At 61.2% G+C, this 22,753-nt stretch carries 22 protein-coding genes; 8 read left to right on the forward strand and 14 right to left on the reverse strand.

Features of this window, described 5'->3' with window-relative positions:
* Window positions 1-195: 195 nt before the first annotated feature.
* On the forward strand, window positions 196-1,425 hold the full coding sequence (gene serA / locus IHQ43_RS27725; RefSeq protein ID WP_007953487.1) for a phosphoglycerate dehydrogenase: 1,230 nt from the start codon (window positions 196-198) through the stop codon (window positions 1,423-1,425).
* Between the two features lie 62 nt (window positions 1,426-1,487).
* On the opposite strand, the gene IHQ43_RS27730 is transcribed toward serA, so the two are convergent.
* On the reverse strand, window positions 1,488-1,913 hold the full coding sequence (locus IHQ43_RS27730; protein WP_007953489.1) for a DUF4399 domain-containing protein: 426 nt from the start codon (window positions 1,911-1,913) through the stop codon (window positions 1,488-1,490).
* 132 nt (window positions 1,914-2,045) lie between these two features.
* On the opposite strand from IHQ43_RS27730, the gene IHQ43_RS27735 reads away from it, so the two are divergent.
* Complete coding sequence (locus tag IHQ43_RS27735; RefSeq protein ID WP_192562758.1) at window positions 2,046-2,630, forward strand: transporter substrate-binding domain-containing protein; 585 nt, start codon at window positions 2,046-2,048, stop codon at window positions 2,628-2,630.
* Between the two features lie 118 nt (window positions 2,631-2,748).
* On the opposite strand, the gene IHQ43_RS27740 is transcribed toward IHQ43_RS27735, so the two are convergent.
* Window positions 2,749-3,234 (reverse strand): 2-thiouracil desulfurase family protein, encoded by a 486-nt coding sequence (locus IHQ43_RS27740; RefSeq protein ID WP_192562759.1) that lies wholly within the window; start codon window positions 3,232-3,234, stop codon window positions 2,749-2,751.
* Window position 3,235: 1 nt separating this feature from the next.
* Window positions 3,236-3,868, reverse strand: coding sequence for a 2OG-Fe(II) oxygenase (locus tag IHQ43_RS27745; protein ID WP_007953495.1), 633 nt, complete (start codon window positions 3,866-3,868; stop codon window positions 3,236-3,238).
* Window positions 3,869-3,976: 108 nt separating this feature from the next.
* Here IHQ43_RS27745 and IHQ43_RS27750 point away from each other — a divergent pair, with 108 nt between their 5' ends.
* Window positions 3,977-4,729, forward strand: coding sequence for a DUF2059 domain-containing protein (locus IHQ43_RS27750; RefSeq protein WP_192562760.1), 753 nt, complete (start codon window positions 3,977-3,979; stop codon window positions 4,727-4,729).
* A gap of 129 nt (window positions 4,730-4,858) precedes the next feature.
* Here IHQ43_RS27750 and bipL read toward each other — a convergent pair whose 3' ends face one another.
* A complete protein-coding gene (bipL, locus tag IHQ43_RS27755) occupies window positions 4,859-5,809 on the reverse strand; it encodes a phospholipase BipL (RefSeq protein WP_192562761.1) in 951 nt (316 codons plus the stop codon).
* Window positions 5,810-5,906: 97 nt separating this feature from the next.
* Between bipL and IHQ43_RS27760 the strand changes: the two genes are divergently transcribed.
* Window positions 5,907-6,485 (forward strand): DUF6436 domain-containing protein, encoded by a 579-nt coding sequence (locus IHQ43_RS27760; protein WP_192562762.1) that lies wholly within the window; start codon window positions 5,907-5,909, stop codon window positions 6,483-6,485.
* Window positions 6,486-6,588: 103 nt separating this feature from the next.
* Window positions 6,589-9,000 carry a penicillin acylase family protein gene (locus IHQ43_RS27765; protein ID WP_192562763.1) on the forward strand — a complete coding sequence of 804 codons (2,412 nt, stop codon included), beginning with the start codon at window positions 6,589-6,591 and terminating at the stop codon, window positions 8,998-9,000.
* Between the two features lie 7 nt (window positions 9,001-9,007).
* Here IHQ43_RS27765 and IHQ43_RS27770 read toward each other — a convergent pair whose 3' ends face one another.
* Window positions 9,008-9,973, reverse strand: a complete 966-nt coding sequence (locus IHQ43_RS27770; RefSeq protein ID WP_192562764.1) for a GlxA family transcriptional regulator — start codon at window positions 9,971-9,973, stop codon at window positions 9,008-9,010.
* A 190-nt stretch (window positions 9,974-10,163) separates the two neighbouring features.
* Between IHQ43_RS27770 and IHQ43_RS27775 the strand changes: the two genes are divergently transcribed.
* Entirely contained in the window at window positions 10,164-10,805 is a 642-nt protein-coding gene (locus tag IHQ43_RS27775; protein WP_192562765.1) for an HD domain-containing protein, read from the forward strand.
* Window positions 10,806-10,967: 162 nt separating this feature from the next.
* Here IHQ43_RS27775 and IHQ43_RS27780 read toward each other — a convergent pair whose 3' ends face one another.
* The 8 genes from IHQ43_RS27780 to IHQ43_RS27815 form a co-directional block, all read right to left on the reverse strand.
* Complete coding sequence (locus tag IHQ43_RS27780; RefSeq protein WP_192562766.1) at window positions 10,968-11,858, reverse strand: ABC transporter permease subunit; 891 nt, start codon at window positions 11,856-11,858, stop codon at window positions 10,968-10,970.
* Window positions 11,855-12,736 (reverse strand): ABC transporter permease subunit, encoded by an 882-nt coding sequence (locus IHQ43_RS27785; RefSeq protein ID WP_170844921.1) that lies wholly within the window; start codon window positions 12,734-12,736, stop codon window positions 11,855-11,857. The genes IHQ43_RS27780 and IHQ43_RS27785 overlap by 4 nt, the downstream gene beginning before the upstream one ends.
* A gap of 35 nt (window positions 12,737-12,771) precedes the next feature.
* Window positions 12,772-13,914 carry an ABC transporter ATP-binding protein gene (locus tag IHQ43_RS27790; RefSeq protein WP_192562767.1) on the reverse strand — a complete coding sequence of 381 codons (1,143 nt, stop codon included), beginning with the start codon at window positions 13,912-13,914 and terminating at the stop codon, window positions 12,772-12,774.
* A 73-nt stretch (window positions 13,915-13,987) separates the two neighbouring features.
* Window positions 13,988-15,085: a polyamine ABC transporter substrate-binding protein gene (locus tag IHQ43_RS27795; RefSeq protein ID WP_192562768.1), complete on the reverse strand. Its 1,098-nt coding sequence runs from the start codon at window positions 15,083-15,085 to the stop codon at window positions 13,988-13,990.
* A 187-nt stretch (window positions 15,086-15,272) separates the two neighbouring features.
* Entirely contained in the window at window positions 15,273-16,385 is a 1,113-nt protein-coding gene (locus tag IHQ43_RS27800; RefSeq protein WP_115079590.1) for a polyamine ABC transporter substrate-binding protein, read from the reverse strand.
* A gap of 172 nt (window positions 16,386-16,557) precedes the next feature.
* Entirely contained in the window at window positions 16,558-17,922 is a 1,365-nt protein-coding gene (locus tag IHQ43_RS27805; protein WP_192562769.1) for an aspartate aminotransferase family protein, read from the reverse strand.
* A 56-nt stretch (window positions 17,923-17,978) separates the two neighbouring features.
* Entirely contained in the window at window positions 17,979-19,337 is a 1,359-nt protein-coding gene (locus tag IHQ43_RS27810; RefSeq protein ID WP_007953514.1) for a glutamine synthetase family protein, read from the reverse strand.
* Window positions 19,338-19,430: 93 nt separating this feature from the next.
* Window positions 19,431-19,787, reverse strand: coding sequence for a gamma-glutamyl-gamma-aminobutyrate hydrolase family protein (locus tag IHQ43_RS27815; RefSeq protein WP_127800512.1), 357 nt, complete (start codon window positions 19,785-19,787; stop codon window positions 19,431-19,433).
* A gap of 278 nt (window positions 19,788-20,065) precedes the next feature.
* Here IHQ43_RS27815 and IHQ43_RS27820 point away from each other — a divergent pair, with 278 nt between their 5' ends.
* Window positions 20,066-21,442: a glutamine synthetase family protein gene (locus tag IHQ43_RS27820; RefSeq protein WP_007953516.1), complete on the forward strand. Its 1,377-nt coding sequence runs from the start codon at window positions 20,066-20,068 to the stop codon at window positions 21,440-21,442.
* A gap of 276 nt (window positions 21,443-21,718) precedes the next feature.
* On the forward strand, window positions 21,719-22,351 hold the full coding sequence (locus tag IHQ43_RS27825) for a TetR/AcrR family transcriptional regulator (protein WP_039765384.1): 633 nt from the start codon (window positions 21,719-21,721) through the stop codon (window positions 22,349-22,351).
* Between the two features lie 183 nt (window positions 22,352-22,534).
* On the opposite strand, the gene IHQ43_RS27830 is transcribed toward IHQ43_RS27825, so the two are convergent.
* Complete coding sequence (locus IHQ43_RS27830; protein ID WP_007953520.1) at window positions 22,535-22,750, reverse strand: TOBE domain-containing protein; 216 nt, start codon at window positions 22,748-22,750, stop codon at window positions 22,535-22,537.
* Window positions 22,751-22,753 lie beyond the last annotated feature (3 nt).

Here is a 22,753-nt window from a genome sequence, read left to right on the forward strand (position 1 = left end):
TCGAACAATTCATGGTCATCCTGAGAACGCTTCACGTCGCAGGAATGAGTGATTAGCGGGGCGGCTATGCTAGCATACCGACCCCGCAGGCCAGTGCCCAACGGCGGTTCTGCGGTGACGGCTTTCTTGCCGTGCGGGTCAGCTCCAGGCTGCTCCCCTCCCTGCCATTTTTCTCCGGGATACAGGTTTACGCAGATGAGCAAGACTTCTCTCGATAAGAGCAAGATCAAGTTCCTTCTTCTCGAAGGCGTCCACCAATCGGCTGTCGACGTCCTCAAGGCGGCGGGCTACACCAGCATCGAATACCTGACAGGCTCCCTGCCGGAAGCCCAGCTCAAGGAAAAGATCGCTGACGCTCACTTCATCGGCATTCGTTCGCGCACCCAACTGACCGAAGAGATCTTCGATCACGCGAAGAAACTGGTCGCGGTCGGCTGTTTCTGCATCGGCACCAACCAGGTTGACCTGGAAGCGGCCCGCGAGCGCGGCATCGCCGTGTTCAACGCGCCGTACTCCAACACCCGCTCCGTGGCCGAGCTGGTGCTGGCCGAAGCGATCCTGCTGCTGCGCGGCATCCCTGAGAAAAACGCTTCCTGCCACCGTGGCGGCTGGATCAAGTCCGCAGCCAACTCCTTCGAGATCCGTGGCAAGAAACTGGGCATCGTCGGCTACGGCTCGATCGGTACTCAGCTGTCGGTTCTGGCCGAAGGTCTGGGCATGCAGGTGTTCTTCTACGACACCGTGACCAAGCTGCCACTGGGCAACGCGACCCAGGTCGGCAACTTGCACGAGCTGCTGGGCATGTCCGACATCGTCACCCTGCACGTTCCGGAAACCGCTGCGACCCAGTGGATGATCGGCGAGAAGGAAATCCGCGCCATCAAGAAGGGCGGCATCCTGATCAACGCTGCACGCGGCACCGTGGTCGAGCTGGATCACCTGGCCGCTGCGATCAAGGACAAGCACCTGATCGGCGCCGCCATCGACGTGTTCCCGGTCGAGCCGCGCTCCAACGACGAAGAGTTCGAAAGCCCGCTGCGTGGCCTGGATAACGTGATCCTGACCCCGCACATCGGCGGTTCCACTGCTGAAGCCCAGGCCAACATCGGTCTGGAAGTGGCAGAAAAACTGGTCAAGTACAGCGACAACGGTACCTCGGTATCGTCCGTGAACTTCCCGGAAGTGGCCCTGCCGGCTCACCCTGGCAAGCACCGTCTGCTGCACATCCACGAGAACATCCCGGGCGTGATGAGCGAGATCAACAAGGTCTTCGCCGAAAACGGCATCAACATCTCCGGTCAGTTCCTGCAGACCAACGAGAAGGTCGGCTACGTGGTGATCGACGTCGACGCCGAGTACTCGGAGCTGGCGCAAGAGAAGCTGCAACACGTCAACGGCACCATCCGTAGCCGCGTGCTGTTCTGATCAAGCGTTGAGCGACAAAAAAAGGGAGCCTTCGGGCTCCCTTTTTCATGCACGCGAAAACGTCATTCGACGTTGACGGTGATCTTCTTCGACACGATCGGCGGATCGAAGGCCATGTGGCCGCTGTCACCCAGCTCCAGCTGCAAGGTGTGTTTGCCCGGCGCGAGCTTGATGTCGGCCTGGGTCTGCGCCTTGCCGAAGTGCATGTGGTTGGCGTCGGTCGGCACGACGGAACCGGCCGGAACGATTTCCTTGGCATCGATCAGCAGATGGTGGTGACCGGTGTTCTTGGTGACGTCACCGGCGGGTGCCAGCGCGATGTCCTTTACGCCGAACTTGACCGTGAAGGTCTGCGGAACCGTGGCTCCGTCCTCGGGAGAAACGATGAACACTTCGGCGCCTTTCGGTGCCGGCGTGGCCGCACTGGCCAGTACCGAAACACCCATCAGCACACCGGCCAACGCTGCACGTGACATAAAGCTTTTCATTTTCTTCTCCAGTTTTTCCGTAAAATCCGCACGGTCATGACAACTTCATGACCATTCGTTGTCGAAGGCACTCGACAACCATAGCAAAGCGAGCCTGGAAAACAGGCCGATATCGATTTCAAAGGAGTGACCATGCGTTTTCTGCCTGGCCTGATCTGCCTGCTACCCCTTCTGAGCCCGCTGGCTCATGCCGAACTGATTGACGACGTCTACGACCGTGGCGAGTTGCGCATAGCCCTTGAGGCTAATACACCGCCCTTCAATTTCAAGGACGGCGACACGCTCACGGGGTTCGAGGTCGAGCTTGGGCAACTGCTGGCCAACGAACTGGATGTGCGCGCCGACTTCATCGTCACCGACGAAGCCGATCTGCTCCAGGGCGTTGAAAGCGGCAAGTACGACGTCGCGCTCAACCACATAGCACTGACCCCGGAACTCAAGGATCGTTTCGACGTGAGCGAGCCTTACACGCAGGTCAATGCGCAGTTGCTGGCGAAAAAGGATGAGCAGCCGCGCCCTCTGGTGCTGGTCCAGACGCTGACTGAGGAAAAGCCGAAGGTTATGCCGCCGGTGGAACTGGCGATTCCGTTTCAGAAGGGCAACCCGGCGTTTCACGTGAGCCTTGAGAATGCCTTGCAGCGGATCAGGGCGGACGGGCGGCTGGAGGCGTTGTCGAAGAAGTGGTTGAGCGCGCAGGCCACTGAAGACCTGAAATGAGCGCAATTTCCATGTGGGAGCGAGCTTGCTCGCGAAAGCGGTCTGTCAGCCACAAATACCGGTACTGACAATACGCAATCGCGAGCAAGCTCGCTCCCACAGTGTTTGAGGTGCGGGATTAGTCGAGATGTGTCAGGGCCCGTGCGGCTTGCGGCAACTCAAGTTCGCTGAAAACCTGCACGCCATGGCGCTTGAGCAAGGCTGCCGTGACGCCCTCGCCACTCACCTTCACCCCACTGAACGTCCCGTCATAGGTCAACAGATTCCCGCACGAAGGACTGTTGGCCTTGAGCACCGCCACCCGAATCCCGTGCTTTTGCACCAGCGCCAGCGCCTGCCGTGCGCCGTCGAGAAACTGTGAACTGACATCTTCGCCCTCGGTGGTGATCACCGAAGCGAGCCCGTCCAGCACTTCGCTACCCTGCCCGCCGGGAATCTCCGCTGCCGCTCGTGGCGTCGGCAAGCCACCGGCGACTTCCGGGCACAGCGGCACTACTCGCCCTTCGGCAATCCACTGTTCCAGCAGATCGAACGGCCCGCTGGCCCCACCGTCGTAACGCACGCGATGGCCAAGCAGGCAGCGACTGACCAGAATCCTGTGCATCTCAGAACGGCTCGTTGCCACGGCGGCGGAACCAGCCTGTCAGCGACAGCCGCTCGCGGCTGGCTGGCAACACTTCATGAGGGACTTCGCCGGAGAGAAACACCACCAGACAACCGCCCGTAGGCTGTACGTCATGAACGCGGTCATTCTCCAGGTACATGCGCAGTTGCCCGCCATCCTCCGGTAGCCAGCCGTCATTGAGGTAGATCACCGCCGAGACCATGCGCCGGTCATCGTCGCGGAAACGGTCGACATGCTTGCGATAGAAAGCCCCCGGCGGGTACAGCGCGAAGTGGCACTCGAAGTCTTCAAGCCCCAGGAACAACCCGCGGTTGAGCGCTTCACGCAGGCTGTCCATCAGGTTCAGGTAGCGGTCGCTGGCCTCGGCCTGACCGGGGTCGATCCACTGGATATGGTCGCCACGAATCCCCTCGCGGATCTCCGAAAACGGGCCACGTCCGACCCCCGCCGGCGCCAGTTCACCTTCGGCGTCACGTTTGCGGCACTCGGCCGCCAGTGCGCGGGTCAAATCCGCAGGCAGGAAAATGTTCTGCTGCGACCAGCCGCGCTCGGCCAGGTCGTCGACGATACGTAACAGCAGCGGGTGATCAGAGGATATTTGCATGGCGCGCATAGTATGCCTGCGGCAAGAAATCCGACAGAGCCACGCGGCGGCTTGATACGAATTCTCGACAAGTACTGGCACCGCACGGAGAATAGTCGGCTGCCGACAGGAGTCCTTATGCGCCGTTTGCTTCTTTCACTGTTGATGTTCTGCGTTTTGCCCGCCTGGGCGGACGGCCACGACCAGTTGTACAAGGTCGCCGGCTGGCCAGAACAACGCGCGCATTTCAACGACGCCCTGAGTGCCGCGCAGCAGCGTTACCAGAACAGCCTGCCGCCGGCGGTGTTTCAGGCGCTGGTGAACAACAGCAATCAGCGCTTCGCCCCCCAGGCCGTGGATCAACGCGCCGAAGCGCAACTGCGCAAGAACCTCGCCGATCCGAAACCGGCCCTGTCATTCTTTCAGTCACCGCTGGGCAAGAAGATCGTCGCCGCCGAACTGCTGGCGACCCGTCGCGATCAATTGGCAAAAAACGCCAAGGGCCTGCCGAAGATGCCGGCCAGCGACAGCCGCCTGCTGATCATCGGCCACCTCGCCCAGGCCCTGCCCGCGCGCGAAGCCGGCGCCGAAGTCAGTCTGGCGATTGCCGGTGTGGCGGCGGACAGCCTGAGCTCGATGATCCCCGGCCTGCTCGGCGGCGGTCAGGCCCAGGGCATGTTGAACGGTCAACGCCAGCGCCTGATGGATCAGATCGGTGCCGACCTGAACAACACGCTGCTCTACGTCTATCGTGATCTGTCGGATGAAGAGCTGGAAGAGTTCGCGACCTTTGCCGAGTCCACCGAAGGCAAGGCCTACTATCAGGCCGCGCTGGCCGCGATCCGCGCCGGGCTGGCCGTCGGCCAGAGCACCTCGAACCTCAGTCAGTGATCTCTGTCGCCTGACAGTCCGCCATCGCTGGCAAGCCAGCTCCCACAGGGTTTTCAGTCGATCAAAAATTATGTGAGCACTGGAAAAATTGTGGGAGCTGGCTTGCCAGCGATGAGGCCATCTCGATCACTAGGGGTTGCGGCCCTTGATCCGCTTGCTCAAGAACTCGAAATACTCCTCGCGCATTTCCGCCGTCTCATTGGCCAGGTGATGCCGCGCCTCGGCCAGCAACAGAATCTGCGGCCGGTCGAACTTCCACTTCATCACTTGCAGGTTGTGCTGCCAGTCCACGGTCATGTCCGCCTGGCCCTGAACGATCAATGGCCGGCGCGGACTTTTCTTCGCGTATTCCACCCGGTTGATCCAGCGTGACAACGCCCCGACCCATGCGGTCGGCAAGCGTTTTGGCTGCAACGGATCGGCCTGCAGGAACGGCAGGAAATCCGGGTCGTTGGAGTTCTCGCTGAACCGCCGGGCGATGCCCCGAACGAAGGGCCGCAGCAGGTAATAACTGAACTGCGACCAGCCCCAGGCCCGCGGACGCACCAACGGTGCCAGCAGAATCAGCTGGCCTTGCGCCGGGCTGTTTTCGCCATGGTTGAGCACGTGATCGACAATGATCGCCCCACCGGTGCTTTGCCCGCACAGGTGCCACGGCTGCGGCAAGGCAATCGAGCGCGCCTCGGCGAACAGGCCTTGCAGCGCATCCTGATATTCGGAGAAGTCGCGGATGCTCGCCCGCTCGCCGCTGGACAGACCATGCCCCGGCAGGTCGCAGGCAATCACCGCGAAGCCCTGATCCAGCGCCCACTCGATCACATGCCGGTAGAGGCCGGTGTGATCATAAAAACCGTGCACCAGAAACAGCGTGGCCTTGGCCGTTTCCGCCGGCCACCAGCAATGACTGACCAGCTCATAACCATCGACGTCGAACCGGCCCATCCCACGCCAGACATCACGCTCCGGAAAGTCGGTCTTGTAGAACCGCTGATACGCCTTCGCCTCCTCGGACAACGGCTGCCACTCGGCCAGAGGCTTGAGGCTCGCACGCAGATGATCGGGATCGAAGGCAACAGACATGGGCAATTCCAGAACGGTAAACGGACTTTATCGGCCTGCGATATTCATCTGTAGAAGCAAGCATGGCAAGCTAGCCGGCCTTCGAGGATCGAAAACCATGCGTTCGCCCTACCGCACCGCACTGTTTGCCAGCCTGCTCGCCATCGTGTGTGCCGGCGTGCTGTGGGCTGCGTACGACTGGTTTCAGGGCCGCTACCTGCGCGCCTTCAGCGAGCACACCGCGGTGTTTTCCGGCGACCCGCTGCGCCTGCCCGCCGACCTCGCCGGCCCCGGCAATATCCGTCTGGTGCACTTCTGGGACCCGGCCTGCCCGTGCAACGTCGGCAATCAACAGCACCTGACCGAAATGGTCGAACAGTTCGGCCCCAAGGGCGTTGAGTTCTTCGCGGTGCAGAAGGCCGGCAGCCATGGCCAGTTGCCCGCCACCCTCAGCAATCTCAAAACCATCGCGGTGCTGCCCGGCTCTGAACAGATTCCCGCGAGCCCGGCCGTGGCGATCTGGGACCGCAGCGGCAAACTGGCGTACTTCGGCCCGTACAGCGAAGGCCTGACGTGCAACTCCAGCAACAGTTTTATCGAACCGATCCTGCAAGCGTTGAGTGATGATCGTCCGGTCAATGCGACTCATACGTTGGCGGTTGGGTGTTATTGCCCGTGGCCGGCGGAAACGAAGTAAGGCATTCCGGACATTTCAAGGACGGCGATGCGCAGCACACGAGGCGTGTGCTAATTGTTTGCAGCCCGCACGGGCGGCAATCCCGAATGCACAAGGAGTCACCATGAAACGCGTGTTCACCGTTCTTGCCTTGCTCATCGTTGTCCTGCTCGCCGCCGGCGGCTGGTACGTGTACAGCAAGCAACCGACGCGCCAGGGCCAGGTGGAGTTGCGCAACCTGCAAGGTTCGGTGACCGTGCGTTACGACGAGCGCGGCGTGCCGCACATCCGGGCCGAAAACGAGACTGACCTTTACCGCGCCCTCGGTTATGTGCACGCCCAGGATCGCCTCTTTCAGATGGAAGCCATGCGCCGCCTGGCCCGGGGCGAGCTGGCCGAAGTGCTCGGGCCGAAGCTGCTCGACACCGACAAGTTGTTCCGCAGCCTGCGCATCCGCGAGCGGGCCGCCAGTTACGTGGCTGGCCTCGACAAGCAGTCACCGGCGTGGAAGGCCCTGCAAGCCTATCTGGACGGTATCAATCAATATCAGGACTCGCACGCCGCCCCTGTCGAGTTCGACGTGCTGGGCATCCCCAAGCGGCCGTTCACCGCCGAGGACAGCATCAGCGTCGCCGGCTACATGGCCTACAGCTTTGCCGCCGCGTTTCGCACTGAACCGCTGCTGACCTACGTGCGAGATCAACTGGGCGCCGATTACCTCAACGTCTTCGACCTCGACTGGCAGCCCAAGGGCGTGCTCGCCAAGGACCACGCCGGCACCGCACCGGCCCTCGCCGCCGAAGACTGGAAAGACCTGAGCACCCTCGCCCGCGTCAGCGAACAGGCGCTGATCGACAACGGCCTGCCGCAGTTCGAAGGCAGCAACGCCTGGGTCATCGCCGGCAGCCGCAGCAAGGGCGCCAAACCCTTACTGGCGGGCGATCCGCACATTCGCTTTTCGGTGCCGTCGGTGTGGTACGAGGCGCAATTGTCGGCGCCGGGGTTTGAACTCTACGGCCATCATCAGGCGCTGGTGCCGTTTGCGTTTCTCGGCCACAACCTGGATTTCGGCTGGAGCCTGACCATGTTCCAGAACGATGACCTGGACCTGATCGCCGAGAAGGTCAATCCGGATAACCCGGATCAGGTCTGGTATCGCGGCCAGTGGACCGACATGGTCAAGACCGAGCAGCAGATCGCCGTGAAAGGCCAGACGCCGGTGACCATCACCCTGCGTCGGTCGCCCCACGGGCCGATCGTCAATGACGCCCTCGGCAGCGCCGCCGGGAAAACCCCGATTGCGATGTGGTGGGCATTCCTCGAAACGCCGAATCCGATCCTCGAAGGTTTCTACCAGCTCAACCGCGCCGACACCCTGGCCAAGGCTCGCGCCGCTGCGGCCAAGGTGCAGGCGCCGGGGCTGAACATCGTCTACGCCAACGCCAAGGGCGATATCGCCTGGTGGGCCTCGGCCCTTCTGCCCAAACGGCCGGCCGGGGTGAAGCCTGGCTTCATTCTCGACGGCAGCGGCAATCAGGCGGACAAGGACGGCTACTTCCCGTTCAGCGCCAACCCGCAGGAAGAGAACCCGGCGCGCGGCTATATCGTCTCGGCCAACTTCCAGCCCGTGTCGCCGACCGGCATGGAGATCCCCGGTTACTACAACCTCGCCGACCGTGGCCAGCAGCTCAACCGCCAGCTCGCCGACAAGAACGTGAAGTGGGACAACGAAGCCAACCAGAAGCTGCAACTGGGCACCACCACCGGTTACGGTCCGCGTCTGCTGGCGCCGTTGCTGCCAGTGCTGCGGGAGGTGGCGGGCAATCCCGCCGAGCAGAAGCTGATTGAGCAACTGGCCCAGTGGCAAGGCGACTATCCGCTGGATTCGGTCAGTGCGACAGTGTTCAACCAGTTCCTGTTCAACCTCGCCGACGCGGCAATGCGCGATGAGCTGGGCAATGATTTCTTCGAAACCCTGCTGTCGACCCGGGTGATCGATGCGGCCCTGCCCCGGCTCGCGGCGAATGCCGATTCACCGTGGTGGGACAACCGCAGCACGCCGAACAAGGAGACCCGCGTCGACACCGTGCGCGTCGCGTGGCAGGCGAGCATGGCGCACCTGAAGTCGACCCTCGGTGATGATGCTTCCGGCTGGCAATGGGGCAAGGCCCACACCCTGACCCATGGTCATCCGTTGGGTCAGCAGAAGCCGCTGGATCGCATTTTCAATGTCGGCCCCTTCGCCGCACCGGGCTCCCATGAAGTGCCGAACAACCTCTCGGCCAAGATCGGCCCCGCGCCGTGGCCGGTGACCTACGGCCCGTCGACCCGCCGGTTGGTGGACTTCGCTGACCCGGCTCACAGCCTGACGATCAACCCGGTCGGCCAGAGCGGCGTGCCGTTCGACAGCCACTATGACGATCAGGCGGAAGCGTATGTGGACGGGATGTATGTGCAGGCGCATTTCAGTGATGAGGAGGTGACAGCGAATACGCGAAGTACCTTGAAGCTGTTGCCGGCGCGAGCGGCGCAATAAGCGCCGCTCAAACCATCGCCGCAAAATTCAGCCGAAACTGCTGCGGCGTCCCCCCCAGCCGCCGGTTGAACACGCTGCGCATGTGTTGCGCATCACGAAATCCGCACTGATACGCCACCGTCTTCAGCGGCGCCGTGGTGCTTTCGAGCATCACCCGCGCCGCATCCACCCGCGCCCGCTCGACGAACTCCGCCGGGGTGACTTTCGCCTCCCTGGCAAACACCCGGGAGAAATTCCGCGCACTCATGTTCGCGGCATTCGCCAGGTCGGCAATGGTCAGGTCGCCGGTGAGATTGGCCAGCACATACAGCTGCACCATCGCCACCGCCGACGTCGGCTCTGCATGGGGCGTGAGGAACGGACTGAACTGCGACTGCCCGCCCGAGCGCTGGGTGAACACCACCAGCCGCTTGGCCACGCTCAGCGCGACCTCGGACCCGTGATCACGCGCCAGCAGATACAGCGACAGATCGATCCCCGCCGTCACCCCCGCCGAGGTGTAGAGCTGGCCATCCTCGACGTACAAGCGATCAGCCTCGACCCGGCTCGACGGGCACAACTGCGCCAGCGCTTCGGCGTCGTTCCAGTGGGTGGTGACCGTACGCCCGTCCAGCAACCCGGCACGGGCGAGCATGAACGCGCCGTTGCAGATCGAGCCGAATCGCCGCGACCGCCCACAGGCCTCGCGCAGCCAGGCATCGAACGTCTCGCCGAAATCCAGGAACGGCAACTGCGGCCCGCCCGCCACCAGCAGCAAATCGTAAACCTGCGACGCTTCGCTGAAATGCCGGTGCGCACTCAGGGTCAGCCCGTTGGAACACGCCATCGGCCCGCGCTCGACGCCGATCACCTCGAGCCGGTAATGATCCTCCGGCGCCAGGAAGCGGTTGGCCTCGGCAAACACGTCCATCGGCCCGCTGACGTCCAGCGCCTGCACGCCGGGGAACACCACGATGGCGACGGTTCTGTTCATGGCAATCTCGGCTCTCGGGGAATGGCGGATCAGCGCCAACCCTAGCCAATCCTCGCCGCAGAAGCGAGCTGGCACGATTTGCAGGTGGAATGGCAAGGATCGCAGCCATGGATCGATTGTCCGGTTTAGCCCCCGGGAACAGACTTTCTCCATCAGCGCCGTGACGGCGTTTTCGACGAGGAAGCTCAACATGACCACGACCATCGCCGGTATCCAGATCCCCGACAGCGCCCTCGCCCGGGCCACCACCGAGTACATCCGCGACATCGAATCCGACCTGCTTTACCACCACTCGCGCCGGGTATTTCTGTTCGGCGCCTTGAGCGGTGAGCGTCAGCAACTGGCCTACGATCCGGAGCTGCTGTACGTCGGCGCGATGTTCCACGACCTGGGTCTGGTCGAAGGTCACCGCAGCGATGACGAGCGCTTCGAAGTCGATGGTGCCAACGCAGCCGCCGCGTTTCTAAAACCGTACGGGTTGAGTGATGACGACATCGAACAGGTCTGGCTGTCGATCGCCCTGCACACCACGCCGGGTGTACCGAAGCATCTGCGTCCGACCGTGGCGCTGGTGACCGCAGGCGTCGAGATGGATGTGCTGGGCATGGACTACGCGGCGTTCACCACGGTGCAGCGCGAGGCGGTAGTGCATGCGCATCCACGGGGCGAGGGCTTCAAGGAGTGCATCATCTGCGCGTTCGCCGACGGCTTGCGTCATCGTCCGCAGACTACGTTCGGCAATGTGAAGAGCGATGTGCTGAAGGATCAGGCGCCGGGGTTCAAGCCGATGAACTTCGTTGAAGTCATCCGCAAATCCCCGTGGGTTGCCTGACCGCAGATAAACCTGTGGGAGCTGCGGTGCGACGACTCGACTTGCCAGCGATGGCGTCATCACAGCCAACATCAATGTTGAATGGAACGACGCTATCGCGGGCAAGCCCGCTCCCACAGGGATTGGGGTTGATCACAGAGTTGTGACCAGCCCCATGACTGCTTAAGCCGCTTCCGGCGTCGGCGCCCGGCGCACGTCCGGTTGCTTCCACGAATCGGCAGCGCCTTCTTCGATGGCCTGCTGAATCGCTTTCTTGCGGGCTTCTTCGGCACGGCGGCTGAAGAACCAGACCATGAAGGTCACCAGTGACACCGCCAGCAGAATCAGACTGGCCACGGCGTTGATCTCAGGCTTGACGCCCAGACGCACCGCCGAGAACACTTCCATCGGCAGGGTCGTCGAACCCGGGCCGGAGACGAAGCTCGCCAATACCAGGTCGTCCAGCGACAGCGCGAACGACATCATGCCGCCCGCCGCCAGCGACGGCGCGATCATCGGGATGGTGATCAGGAAGAACACCTTCCACGGCCGCGCACCGAGGTCCATCGCCGCTTCTTCGATCGACAGATCCAGCTCACGCAGACGCGCCGAGACCACCACCGCCACATACGCCGCACAGAACGTGGTGTGGGCGATCCAGATGGTGACGATGCCGCGCTCCTGCGGCCAGCCGATCATCTGCGCCATGGCCACGAACAGCAGCAACAGCGACAGACCGGTAATCACCTCAGGCATGACCAGCGGCGCGGTGACCAGGCCACCGAACAGCGTGCGGCCCTTGAAGCGGGTGATGCGGGTCAGCACGAAGGCTGCCAGCGTACCCAGCGCCACGGCGGCAATCGCGGTGTAGCAGGCGATTTCCAGCGAGCGCACCACCGAGCCCATCAGTTGCGAGTTGTCGAGCAGGCCGACGTACCACTTCACCGACCAGCCGCCCCACACCGTCACCAGTTTGGATGCGTTGAACGAGTAGATCACCAGGATCAGCATCGGCAGGTAAATGAACAACAGGCCGAGCACCAGCATCAGGCTGGAGAAACGGAAGCGCTTCATTCTTTACCCTCCATTTCCTTGGCCTGACTGCGGTTGAACAGGATGATCGGCACGATCAGGATCGCCAGCATCACCACCGCCAGGGCGGACGCCACCGGCCAGTCACGGTTGTTGAAGAACTCTTGCCAGAGCACTTTACCGATCATCAGGGTTTCCGGACCGCCGAGCAGTTCCGGGATCACGAACTCGCCCACCACCGGAATGAACACCAGCATGCAGCCGGCGATGATGCCGTTCTTGGACAGCGGCACGGTGATTTTCCAGAAGCTGTTGAAGGTGCTCGAACCCAGGTCGGAAGCGGCCTCCAGCAGGCTGGTGTCGTGCTTCACCAGGTTGGCGTACAGCGGCAGGATCATGAAGGGCAGGTACGAATAGACGACGCCGATGTACACCGCCAGGTTGGTGTTGAGGATCTGCAGCGGCTCGTCGATCAAACCCATGCTCATCAGGAAGCCGTTGAGCAGGCCGTTATTGCTGAGGATGCCCATCCACGCATACACGCGGATCAGGATTGCGGTCCAGGTCGGCATCATGATCAGCAGCACCAGCACCGTCTGCAGCTCTTTGCGGGCGCTGGCGATGGCGTAGGCCATGGGGTAGCCGATCAACAGGCACAGCAGCGTGCTGAAAAACGCCATCTTCAGCGAGCCGAGGTAAGCGGCGATGTACAGCTCGTCGTCGCCGAGCATCGCGTAGTTGCCCAGGTTCAGCAGCAGTTGCAGCTTCTGCTCGGCGTAGGTGTAGATCTCGGTGTACGGCGGGATCGCCACGTCCGCTTCGGCGAAGCTGATCTTCAGGACGATGAAGAACGGCAGCATGAAGAACAGGAACAGCCAGATGAACGGAACCCCGATGACCAGCTGACGGCCACCGGGAATTCTTCGATTGAGCCGGCGTTTGAATTTGCGCATGTTCATGAGCGAAGTACCACGCCGCTGTCGTCTTCCCACCACACGTAGACCTGATCGCCCCAGGTCGGACGTGCGCCACGGCGTTCGGCGTTGGCCACGAACGACTGCACCAGCTTGCCGCTCGGCAATTCGACGTAGAACACCGAGTGACCGCCGAGGTAGGCGATGTCATGCACCTTGCCGCTCGACCAGTTGTATTCGCAGGTCGGCTGGTCGGCGGTGACCAGCAGTTTTTCCGGACGGATCGCGTAGGTCACGGACTTGTCCTGCACCGAGGTGCTGATGCCGTGGCCGACGTAGATCTGCCGGTCGAGGTCCTTGCAGGTGATGCTCGCGTGGCCTTCGGCGTCGTCGATCACTTCACCTTCGAAGATGTTCACGTTACCGATGAATTCGCAGACCAGACGGCTGGTCGGGGTTTCGTAGATGTCGATCGGGCTGCCGATCTGGGCGATCCAGCCCAGGTGCATGATCGCGATGCGCTCGGCCATGGTCATGGCCTCTTCCTGGTCGTGGGTCACCATCACGCAGGTCACGCCAACGCGCTCGATGATTTCCACCAGCTCAAGCTGCATCTGAGAACGCAGTTTCTTGTCCAGTGCGCCCATCGGTTCGTCGAGCAGCAGCAGTTTAGGCCGCTTGGCCAGCGAACGCGCCAGCGCCACACGCTGACGCTGGCCGCCGGACAACTGATGCGGCTTGCGCTTGGCGTACTGGCTCATCTGCACCAGTTTGAGCATTTCGGCCACGCGGGCGTCGATCTCGGCCTTGGGAATCTTGTCCTGCTGCAGGCCGAAGGCGATGTTCTGCGCCACGGTCATGTGCGGGAACAGGGCGTAGGACTGGAACATCATGTTGATCGGTCGCTCGTACGGCGGCATGTCGGTGATGTCGACGCCGTCGAGGAAAATGCGCCCCTCCGTGGGCCGTTCGAACCCTGCCAGCATCCGCAGCAGAGTGGATTTGCCCGATCCCGAACCGCCGAGCAGGGCGAAGATCTCGCCCTTCTTGATTTCCAGGGACACATCGTCCACGGCAACCGTCTCGTCGAACTTCTTCGTGACCCGGTCGATTTTGACCAGCACCTGTTTCGGTGTCTGGTCGCCCTCGAGGGCTTTCTTATAGGCGCCGGAGGCAACTGCCATTTACAAAACTCCCAGAAAAAAAGAGTGCAGTTCGCCCACGCAAGACGAACCCAGGATAGTTTGTACGTTGAAGCTATTTACCCGACTTGACCTTGGTCCAGCTGCGGGTCATCAAACGCTGAATGTTCGGCGGCAACTCGATCGACACGTAGGTCTTGTCGAGCACGGCCTGCGGTGGATAAACCGACTCGTCGGTGCGGATGGATTGCTCCATCAGCTTGTCCGAACCCGGGTTGGGGTTGGCGTAACCGACGTAATCACTGACCTGGGCGATCACCTCAGGTTTCAGCAAATAGTTGATGAAGGCGTGGGCCTCTTTGACGTTGGCCGAATCCTTCGGAATCGCCAGCATGTCGAACCACAGCGCACCGCCCTCTTTCGGGATCGAGTAGGCGATGTTCACGCCTTTCTTGGCTTCTTCGGCGCGGTGCTTGGCCTGGAAGATGTCGCCGGAGAATCCGATGGCCACGCAGATGTCGCCGTTGGCCAGGTCGCCGATGTATTTCGAGGAATGGAAGTAGGTCACGTAAGGACGCACCGCCAGCAGTTTGTCCGTGGCCTTGGCGTAATCCTTGGGATCGGTGCTGTTGGCGTTCAGGCCCATGTAGTTGAGCACGGTCGGCATCATTTCATCGGCCGAATCGAGGAACGCCACGCCGCAGCTGTGCAGCTTCTTGATGTTCTCCGGCTCGAACAGCACGCTCCAGGAGTCGATCTTGTCGACGCCCAGCACGGCCTTCACTTTATCGACGTTGTAGCCGATGCCGTTGGTGCCCCACAGGTACGGTACGGCGTAGAGGTTGCCCGGATCGTTCTGTTCCAGACGCTTGAGCAGCACCGGATCAAGATTGGAATAGTTCGACAGCTGCGCCTTGTCGAGCTTCTGGAAAGCGCCCGCCTTGATCTGCTTGCCGAGGAAGTGGTTCGACGGCACGACCACGTCGTAACCGGTACGCCCGGCGAGCAGTTTGCCCTCCAGGGTTTCGTTGGAGTCGAACACGTCGTAGACCGGTTTGATCCCGGTGTCTTTCTGGAAATCGGCCAGGGTGGTCTCGCCGATGTAATCCGACCAGTTATAAATATGCACAGTACCGGCGGCCTGGGCACCGACAGCGAACGTCAGGCCGGCAGCGGCCAGCAGGGCATTGCGCAAAGAAGAAAAAATAGGCAAGTGGAGGTCCTCTAATTTAGTTGGGCCCAAGTTGCCCCGTGCTGCATGACAGTCACGGTTGCCCGGCAACAAAACCGGCGCGCAACTTACCTTCGAAAAACCGTTCCAGCAAAACTTTCTGTCATTTAATTGCACCACTGGCCGCCCGGGTGAAGGCGACGGCCAGCGGTGACTGCTTCAAACCGGCTTATTTACCGGATTTGATCTTGGTCCAGCTGCGAGTGATCAGGCGCAGGGTGGCCGCGTCCAGATCGCTGATCGCATAGAGCTGCTTCTTCACTTCAGCCGAAGGGTAGATGCTCGGATCGCTGGTGATTTCCTTGTCCACCAGCGGCGTGGCCGCCTTGTTGCCGTTCGGGAAACGCACGGCGTTGGTGATTTCGGCCATCACTTTCGGCTCGAGCAGGTAGTTCATGAACTTGTAGGCGGCTTCGACGTTTTCGGCATCCTTTGGAATGGCGACCATGTCGTAGAAAGTACCGGCACCTTCTTTCGGAATGGTGTAGGCCAGTTTGACCTTGTCACCGGCTTCCTTGGCTCGGGTCTTGGATTGTTCCAGGTCACCCGAGTAACCGACGGCTACGCAGATGTTGCCGTTGGCCAGGTCCGAGATGTACTTCGAGGAGTGGAAGTAGGCAACCGAAGGACGCACTTTGAGGAACAGGTCCTCGGCGGCTTTCAGGTCAGCCTTGTCTTTGCTGTTGGTCGGTTTGCCCAGGTAGTGCAAAGCCGCCGGAATCATTTCGGTCGGCGCGTCGAGGAAGCTCACGCCGCAGCTTTTCAGCTTTTCGATGTTTTCAGGCTTGAACACGATGTCCCAGGAATCGATCTTGTCGACGCCCAGCGCAGCCTTGACCTTCTCCGGGTTGTAGCCGATGCCGATCGAACCCCACATGTACGGGAACGCGTGCTTGTTGCCCGGGTCGCTGGCGTCGCCAACAGCCTTGAGCAGGTCTTCGTCGAGGTTCTTCCAGTTCGTCAGCTTGGACTTGTCCAGTTCCTGATAAACGCCGGCCTTGATCTGCTTGGCCAGGAAGTTGTTGGAAGGCACCACGATGTCGTAACCGGATTTGCCGGCCAGCAGCTTGGCTTCCAGGGTTTCGTTGCTGTCGAAAACGTCATAGACGACCTTGATGCCCGTCTCTTTTTCGAAATTGGCAACCGTGTCCGGCGCGATGTAGTCGGACCAGTTGTAAACGTGCAACACCTTGTCGTCCGCCTGGACCGCACCCGCCATCACGCCCATCAGGGACATGGCGAGCAGAGTCTTGCCAGCGAGCTTTTTGCCTAATGCCTTCATGCGTTAATGCTCCAAATTTTTCTTTTTTGAACCACTTTGTTCAGCGGCCGAACCCGGACAACTGGAACCGCGGCTAGTCTGGCAAGATCCGAGGCGGTCTTTCAAGAAAAGACCAGCCTTTCTGACAGCTCCGGGCGACAGCGCAACAGCTCCATCGCTCAGAGCCTAGCACTTACCCCTGCAACGCACTCAGGGTCAGGTCCAGACACTTGCGTGCCTTTGTCACCAGCTCATCGATCTCCGCCTTGCTGATCACCAGCGGCGGCGCGATGATCATGGTGTCGCCCACGGCACGCATGATCAGCCCGTTGTCGAAGCAGAACTGACGGCAGATCATGCCCACACCCTTGCCTTCGTAACGCTTGCGAGTGGCCTTGTCCTGCACCAGCTCGATGGCCCCCAGCAGACCGACGCCGCGCACTTCACCCACCAACGGGTGATCGTTCAGTTCGCGCAGACGCTTCTGCAAATACGGTGCCGTTTCTTCATGAGCGCGATCGATGATTTTCTCTTCGCGCAGAATCCGGATGTTTTCCAGACCCACCGCCGCCGCCACCGGGTGCCCGGAGTAGGTGAAGCCGTGGTTGAAGTCGCCGCCTTCGTTGAGCACCGCCACCACTTCGTCACGCACGATCAGGCCACCCATCGGGATGTAGCCGGACGTCAGGCCTTTGGCGATGGTCATCATGTGCGGCTTGAGGTCGTAGAAATCGCTGCCGAACCATTGGCCGGTACGGCCGAAACCGCAGATCACTTCATCGGCCACGAACAGGATGTCGTACTTGGCGAGGATTTCCTTGATACGCGGCCAGTAGGTGTCTGGCGGAATGATCACGCCGCCGGCACCCTGGATCGGCTCGGCAATAAACGCACCGACGTTATCCACGCCAACTTCGAGAATCTTCTCTTCCAGCTGATTGGCCGCCCAGATCCCGAACTCTTCCGGGGTCATGTCGCCGCCTTCGGCGAACCAGTACGGCTGGGCGATGTGGACGATGCCCGGAATCGGCAAGTCGCCTTGCTCGTGCATATAAGTCATGCCGCCCAGGCTCGCGCCGGCCACGGTGGAGCCGTGGTAGCCGTTCTTGCGGCTGATGATGACTTTCTTGTTCGGCTGGCCCTTGATCGCCCAATAGTGGCGAACCATGCGCAGCATGGTGTCGTTGCCTTCGGAACCGGAACCGGTGAAGAACACGTGGTTCATGCCCTCCGGCGCCACGTCGGCGATGGCCTTGGCCAGTTCCAGTGCCGGCGGGTGCGCGGTCTGGAAGAACAGGTTGTAGTAAGGCAGTTCGCGCATTTGCCTGGCGGCCGCATCGGCCAGCTCATCGCGTCCATAACCGATCGCCACACACCACAGACCCGCCATGCCATCGAGGATCTTGTTGCCCTCGCTGTCCCACAGGTACACGCCCTTGGCGTTGGTGATGATCCGTGGACCCTTTTCTTTCAGCTGCTTGAAGTCGCTGAACGGGGCCAGGTGGTGATCGCTGCTGAGGGCTTGCCACTCACGGGTTTGCGGGTTGTTGCTGGTCATGCCAATTCTCCTTGTTATCGGTGAAGGCGCGGCGGCTGGCCACCGCGCCCGGCGTATCAGACGGCGAAGAGCAGGTACTCACGCTCCCACGAACTGATCACGCGCTTGAAGTTTTCATGCTCGGCCCGCTTGACCGCGACGTAACCGGTGATGAAGGTCTTGCCCAGGTATTTCTCGATGGTCGCGCTGTTTTCCATGCGCTCCAGCGCATCTTCGATGGTCAGCGGCAGGCGCAGGTTGCGGCGTTCGTAGCCACGGCCCACGACCGGCGCGCTCGGGTTGATGCCCTCCACCATGCCGATGTAGCCGCAGAGCAGGCTCGCGGCAATCGCCAGGTACGGGTTGGCGTCGGCGCCCGGCAGGCGGTTTTCCACCCGGCGGTTCTGCGGGCCAGCATCCGGGACGCGCAGGCCCACGGTGCGGTTTTCTTCGCCCCATTCCACGTTTACTGGCGCGGAGGTGTCCGGCAGGAAGCGGCGGAACGAGTTGACGTTCGGTGCGAACAGCGGCAACAGCTCAGGGATCAGTTTCTGCAGGCCACCGATGTGGTGCAGGAACAGCTGGCTCATGGTCCCGTCTTCATTGGAGAACACGTTCTTGCCGGTCTCGATGTCGATGATGCTCTGGTGCAGGTGCATGGCACTGCCCGGCTCGCCGGTCATCGGCTTGGCCATGAAGGTCGCGGCCACGTTGTGCTTGAGGGCGGCCTCACGCATGGTGCGCTTGAACACCAGGATCTGGTCGGCCAGCGACAGGGCATCGCCGTGACGGAAGTTGATTTCCATCTGCGCTGTGCCGTCCTCGTGGATCAGCGTGTCGAGGTCCAGCTCCTGCAATTCGCACCAGTCGTAGACGTCTTCGAACAGCGGATCGAATTCGTTCGCCGCTTCGATGGAGAACGACTGACGACCGATTTCCGGACGCCCGGAACGGCCGACCGGCGGCTGCAACGGATAGTCGGGGTCGTCGCTGCGCTTGGTCAGGTAGAACTCCATTTCCGGCGCCACGATCGGCTGCCAGCCCTTGTCGGCATAGAGTTTCAGGACTTTCTTGAGCACGTTGCGCGGCGACAGCTCGATCGGGTTGCCTTGCTTGTCGTAGGTGTCGTGGATCACCTGGGCGGTCGGCTCGATGGCCCATGGCACCAGGTACACGGCGTTCTGGTCGGGACGGCAGATCATGTCGATGTCGGCCGGGTCGAGCAGTTCGTAATAGATGTCGTCTTCGACGTAGTCGCCGGTCACGGTCTGCAACAGAACGCTCTCTGGCAGGCGCATGCCTTTTTCGGCGATGAACTTGTTGGTCGGCGAGATCTTGCCCCGGGTGATGCCGGTCAGGTCGCCGATCATGCATTCGACTTCTGTGATCTTGTGGTCTTTCAACCAATCGGTGAGCTGGTCGAGGTTGTTACTCATAAATGCCTCTGGGCTGAGTCTCCTGACGCATGTCAGGCAAGTTTGACGCACCAGGCGTCGCGTTAAAGGGCCTTGCTTGCGCGCAGTGCCGGCTTACGCCCGGCACCGCGCATAGACAATGAAGGAGGAGCTTACCTGCCCTTTACGCTGGCGTTGCATTTCCTGTGCACATCCCGGGCGTGCAGAATCACGGGCACGGCGACGAACGCGGTGCAGGCCGGGAGCGGGAAAGAGATCTATATTGAAAGGAGAACCGCTAAAGAGGATGCCCTCGCACACGTCCAGAATATCGGACGCTGCCGCTCGATCTGCCATGGGCAGGGAGATCGCTGGCACGTTGCAGGCCTTGCTGGCCGCGCTGCGGACGGACGTGTCGCCACTGATGTGATAAGCATGCAGACCGGACTGCAAAGAGCAGTCGGTGACGCCGATTAACGGCAGGCGAGACATGAAGCACCCCGGTATTATTGCTGTTATGGGTTTGATCCGAGCTTAGCCTTGTTCATTTTTTTACACAACACCCCCGTAAAAAATACAACACGGCCTGCTCAAGCCTGCGGGTGGCGCGTCCTTCACGGATAAAAAAATGCCCCAAAGTGCCCCATAAATGCCCTCGCGGCGCTTTTTCAGGGCAGAAAAGGCCTCGCTTGACTTCGGCAGGCCGTTCGGGTTGACTGAAACCAGAAAAGATCAATGATTGATATTTTTAACAACAAAGGTGTTGCATCATGTCGGTACCCCCGCGTGCCGTTCAGCTTAACGAAGCGAACGCGTTCCTTAAGGAACATCCTGAGGTTCTGTACGTTGACCTTCTGATTGCGGATATGAATGGTGTGGTGCGCGGCAAGCGCATCGAACGCACCAGCCTCCACAAGGTTTACGAGAAAGGCATCAACCTGCCGGCCTCTCTATTTGCTCTGGATATCAATGGTTCGACGGTGGAAAGCACCGGCCTGGGCCTGGACATCGGCGACGCCGACCGTATCTGCTATCCGATCCCCGATACCCTGTGCAACGAGCCATGGCAGAAGCGCCCGACCGCGCAATTGCTGATGACCATGCACGAACTCGAAGGTGACCCATTCTTCGCCGACCCGCGCGAAGTGCTCCGTCAAGTTGTTGCAAAGTTTGACGAGCTCGGCCTGACCATCTGCGCCGCGTTCGAACTCGAGTTCTACCTGATCGACCAGGAAAACGTGAACGGCCGCCCTCAGCCGCCACGCTCGCCGATCTCCGGCAAACGCCCGCATTCGACCCAGGTTTACCTGATCGACGACCTCGACGAATACGTCGACTGCCTCCAGGACATTCTGGAAGGCGCCAAAGAGCAAGGCATCCCGGCCGACGCCATCGTCAAGGAAAGTGCCCCGGCGCAGTTCGAAGTGAACCTGCACCACGTCGCCGACCCGATCAAGGCATGCGACTACGCGGTCCTGCTCAAGCGTCTGATCAAGAACATCGCCTACGACCATGAAATGGACACCACTTTCATGGCCAAGCCGTACCCGGGCCAGGCTGGCAACGGTCTGCATGTCCACATTTCGGTTCTCGACAAAGAAGGCAAAAACATTTTTGCCAGCGAGGATCCCGAGCAGAACGCCGCGCTGCGTCACGCGATCGGCGGTGTGCTCGAGACCCTGCCCGCGCAGATGGCTTTCCTCTGCCCGAACGTCAACTCCTACCGTCGTTTCGGCGCACAGTTCTACGTGCCGAACTCGCCGAGCTGGGGCCTGGACAACCGCACCGTAGCCCTGCGCGTACCGACCGGCTCCGCCGACGCGGTCCGTCTGGAACACCGCGTGGCCGGCGCCGACGCCAACCCGTACCTGCTGATGGCTTCGGTGCTGGCGGGCGTGCACCACGGTCTGGTCAACAAGATCGAACCGGGCGCTCCGGTCGAAGGCAACAGCTACGAGCAGAACGAGCAGAGCCTGCCGAACAACTTGCGCGATGCCCTGCGCGAGCTGGACGACAGCGAGGTGATGGCCAAGTACATCGATCCGAAATACATCGATATCTTCGTCGCCTGTAAGGAAAGCGAGCTGGAGGAGTTCGAACACTCCATCTCCGACCTTGAGTACAACTGGTACCTGCACACCGTTTAAGCGGACTGCAGCAAAGGAAAACGCCGTTGGCTTCTCAGCCAGCGGCGTTTTTTTTATTGGCCGAACATTAATTACCTGTTTCTTGTGTGAATGGCCGCCTGCGGCGGATCGCTGGCAAGCCAGCTCCCACAAGGAATGTTGTTGTGCTCGGAATGCATGTTCGACGAAGAACATGTGGGAGCTGCGGTGCGACGACTCGACTTGCCAGCGATGGCGTCCGGGCAGACAACACGGAACCCGGCTCGTACAATGCCCGCTGCCCCGCAGGAGACTTTCATGACGCGTCCCGCCCCCGTCCGCAAACCCCGTGCCCGCAGTCAGGCGCGGATCGATTCGATACTCGACGCCGCGCGCACGCTGCTGGCCGCCGAGGGCGTGGCGAGCCTGTCGATCTACAGCGTGGCCGAGCGCGCGCAGATTCCGCCCTCCTCGGTCTACCACTTCTTCGCCAGCGTCCCGGCGCTGCTCGAAGCGCTCACCGCAGATGTGCACGCTGCCTTCCGCGCCTGCCTGCAAGCGCCGATCGATCACGATGCCCTGCGCGACTGGCGTGACCTGTCGCGATTGGTCGAGGAGCGGATGCTGGAGATCTACGGCGAAGATGCCGCCGCCCGCCAACTGATCCTCGCCCAGCACGGCCTCACCGAAGTCACTCAGGCCGACCGTCAGCACGATCTCGAACTGGGCGACCTGATGCACAAGTTGTTCGACCATCACTTCGAACTGCCGCGACTGCCCGATGACGTGGACGTATTCGCGCTGGCCATGGAGCTGGGCGACCGCGTCTATGCCCGTTCGGTGCAGCAGCACGGACAGATCACCCCGCGCATGGCCGAGGAAGGCATGCGGGTGTTCGATGCTTACATCGGGCTGTATCTGCCGCCGTATCTGCCGAAAAGAATCCTCTAGCGCACTCACCGGCCTCATCGCGAGCAAGCTCGCTCCCACAGGGATTTGTGGCGCTCGCAATATTGGTGGGTGGCACTGAATCGGTGGGAGCGAGCTTGCTCGCGAAGGCAGCACCACCGATCACAAGCCATGAAAAAACCCCGAAGGGCTCACACCCTTCGGGGTTGTTTTTGTTCCACGCTCTTACAACTTGGCGATGGACACCTCGGTGGATTTCACGAAGGCGATCACTTCGCTGCCGACCTCCAGTTCCAGCTCCTTGACCGAACGGGTGGTGATCACCGACGTGACGATGCCGGAAGCGGTCTGCACGTCGATTTCCGACAGCACGTCGCCGAGAACGATCTCCTTGATCGCGCCTTTGAACTGGTTGCGTACGTTGATGGCTTTGATAGTCATGGC

This window comes from Pseudomonas gozinkensis, assembly GCF_014863585.1.
Taxonomy (GTDB): domain Bacteria; phylum Pseudomonadota; class Gammaproteobacteria; order Pseudomonadales; family Pseudomonadaceae; genus Aquipseudomonas; species Aquipseudomonas gozinkensis.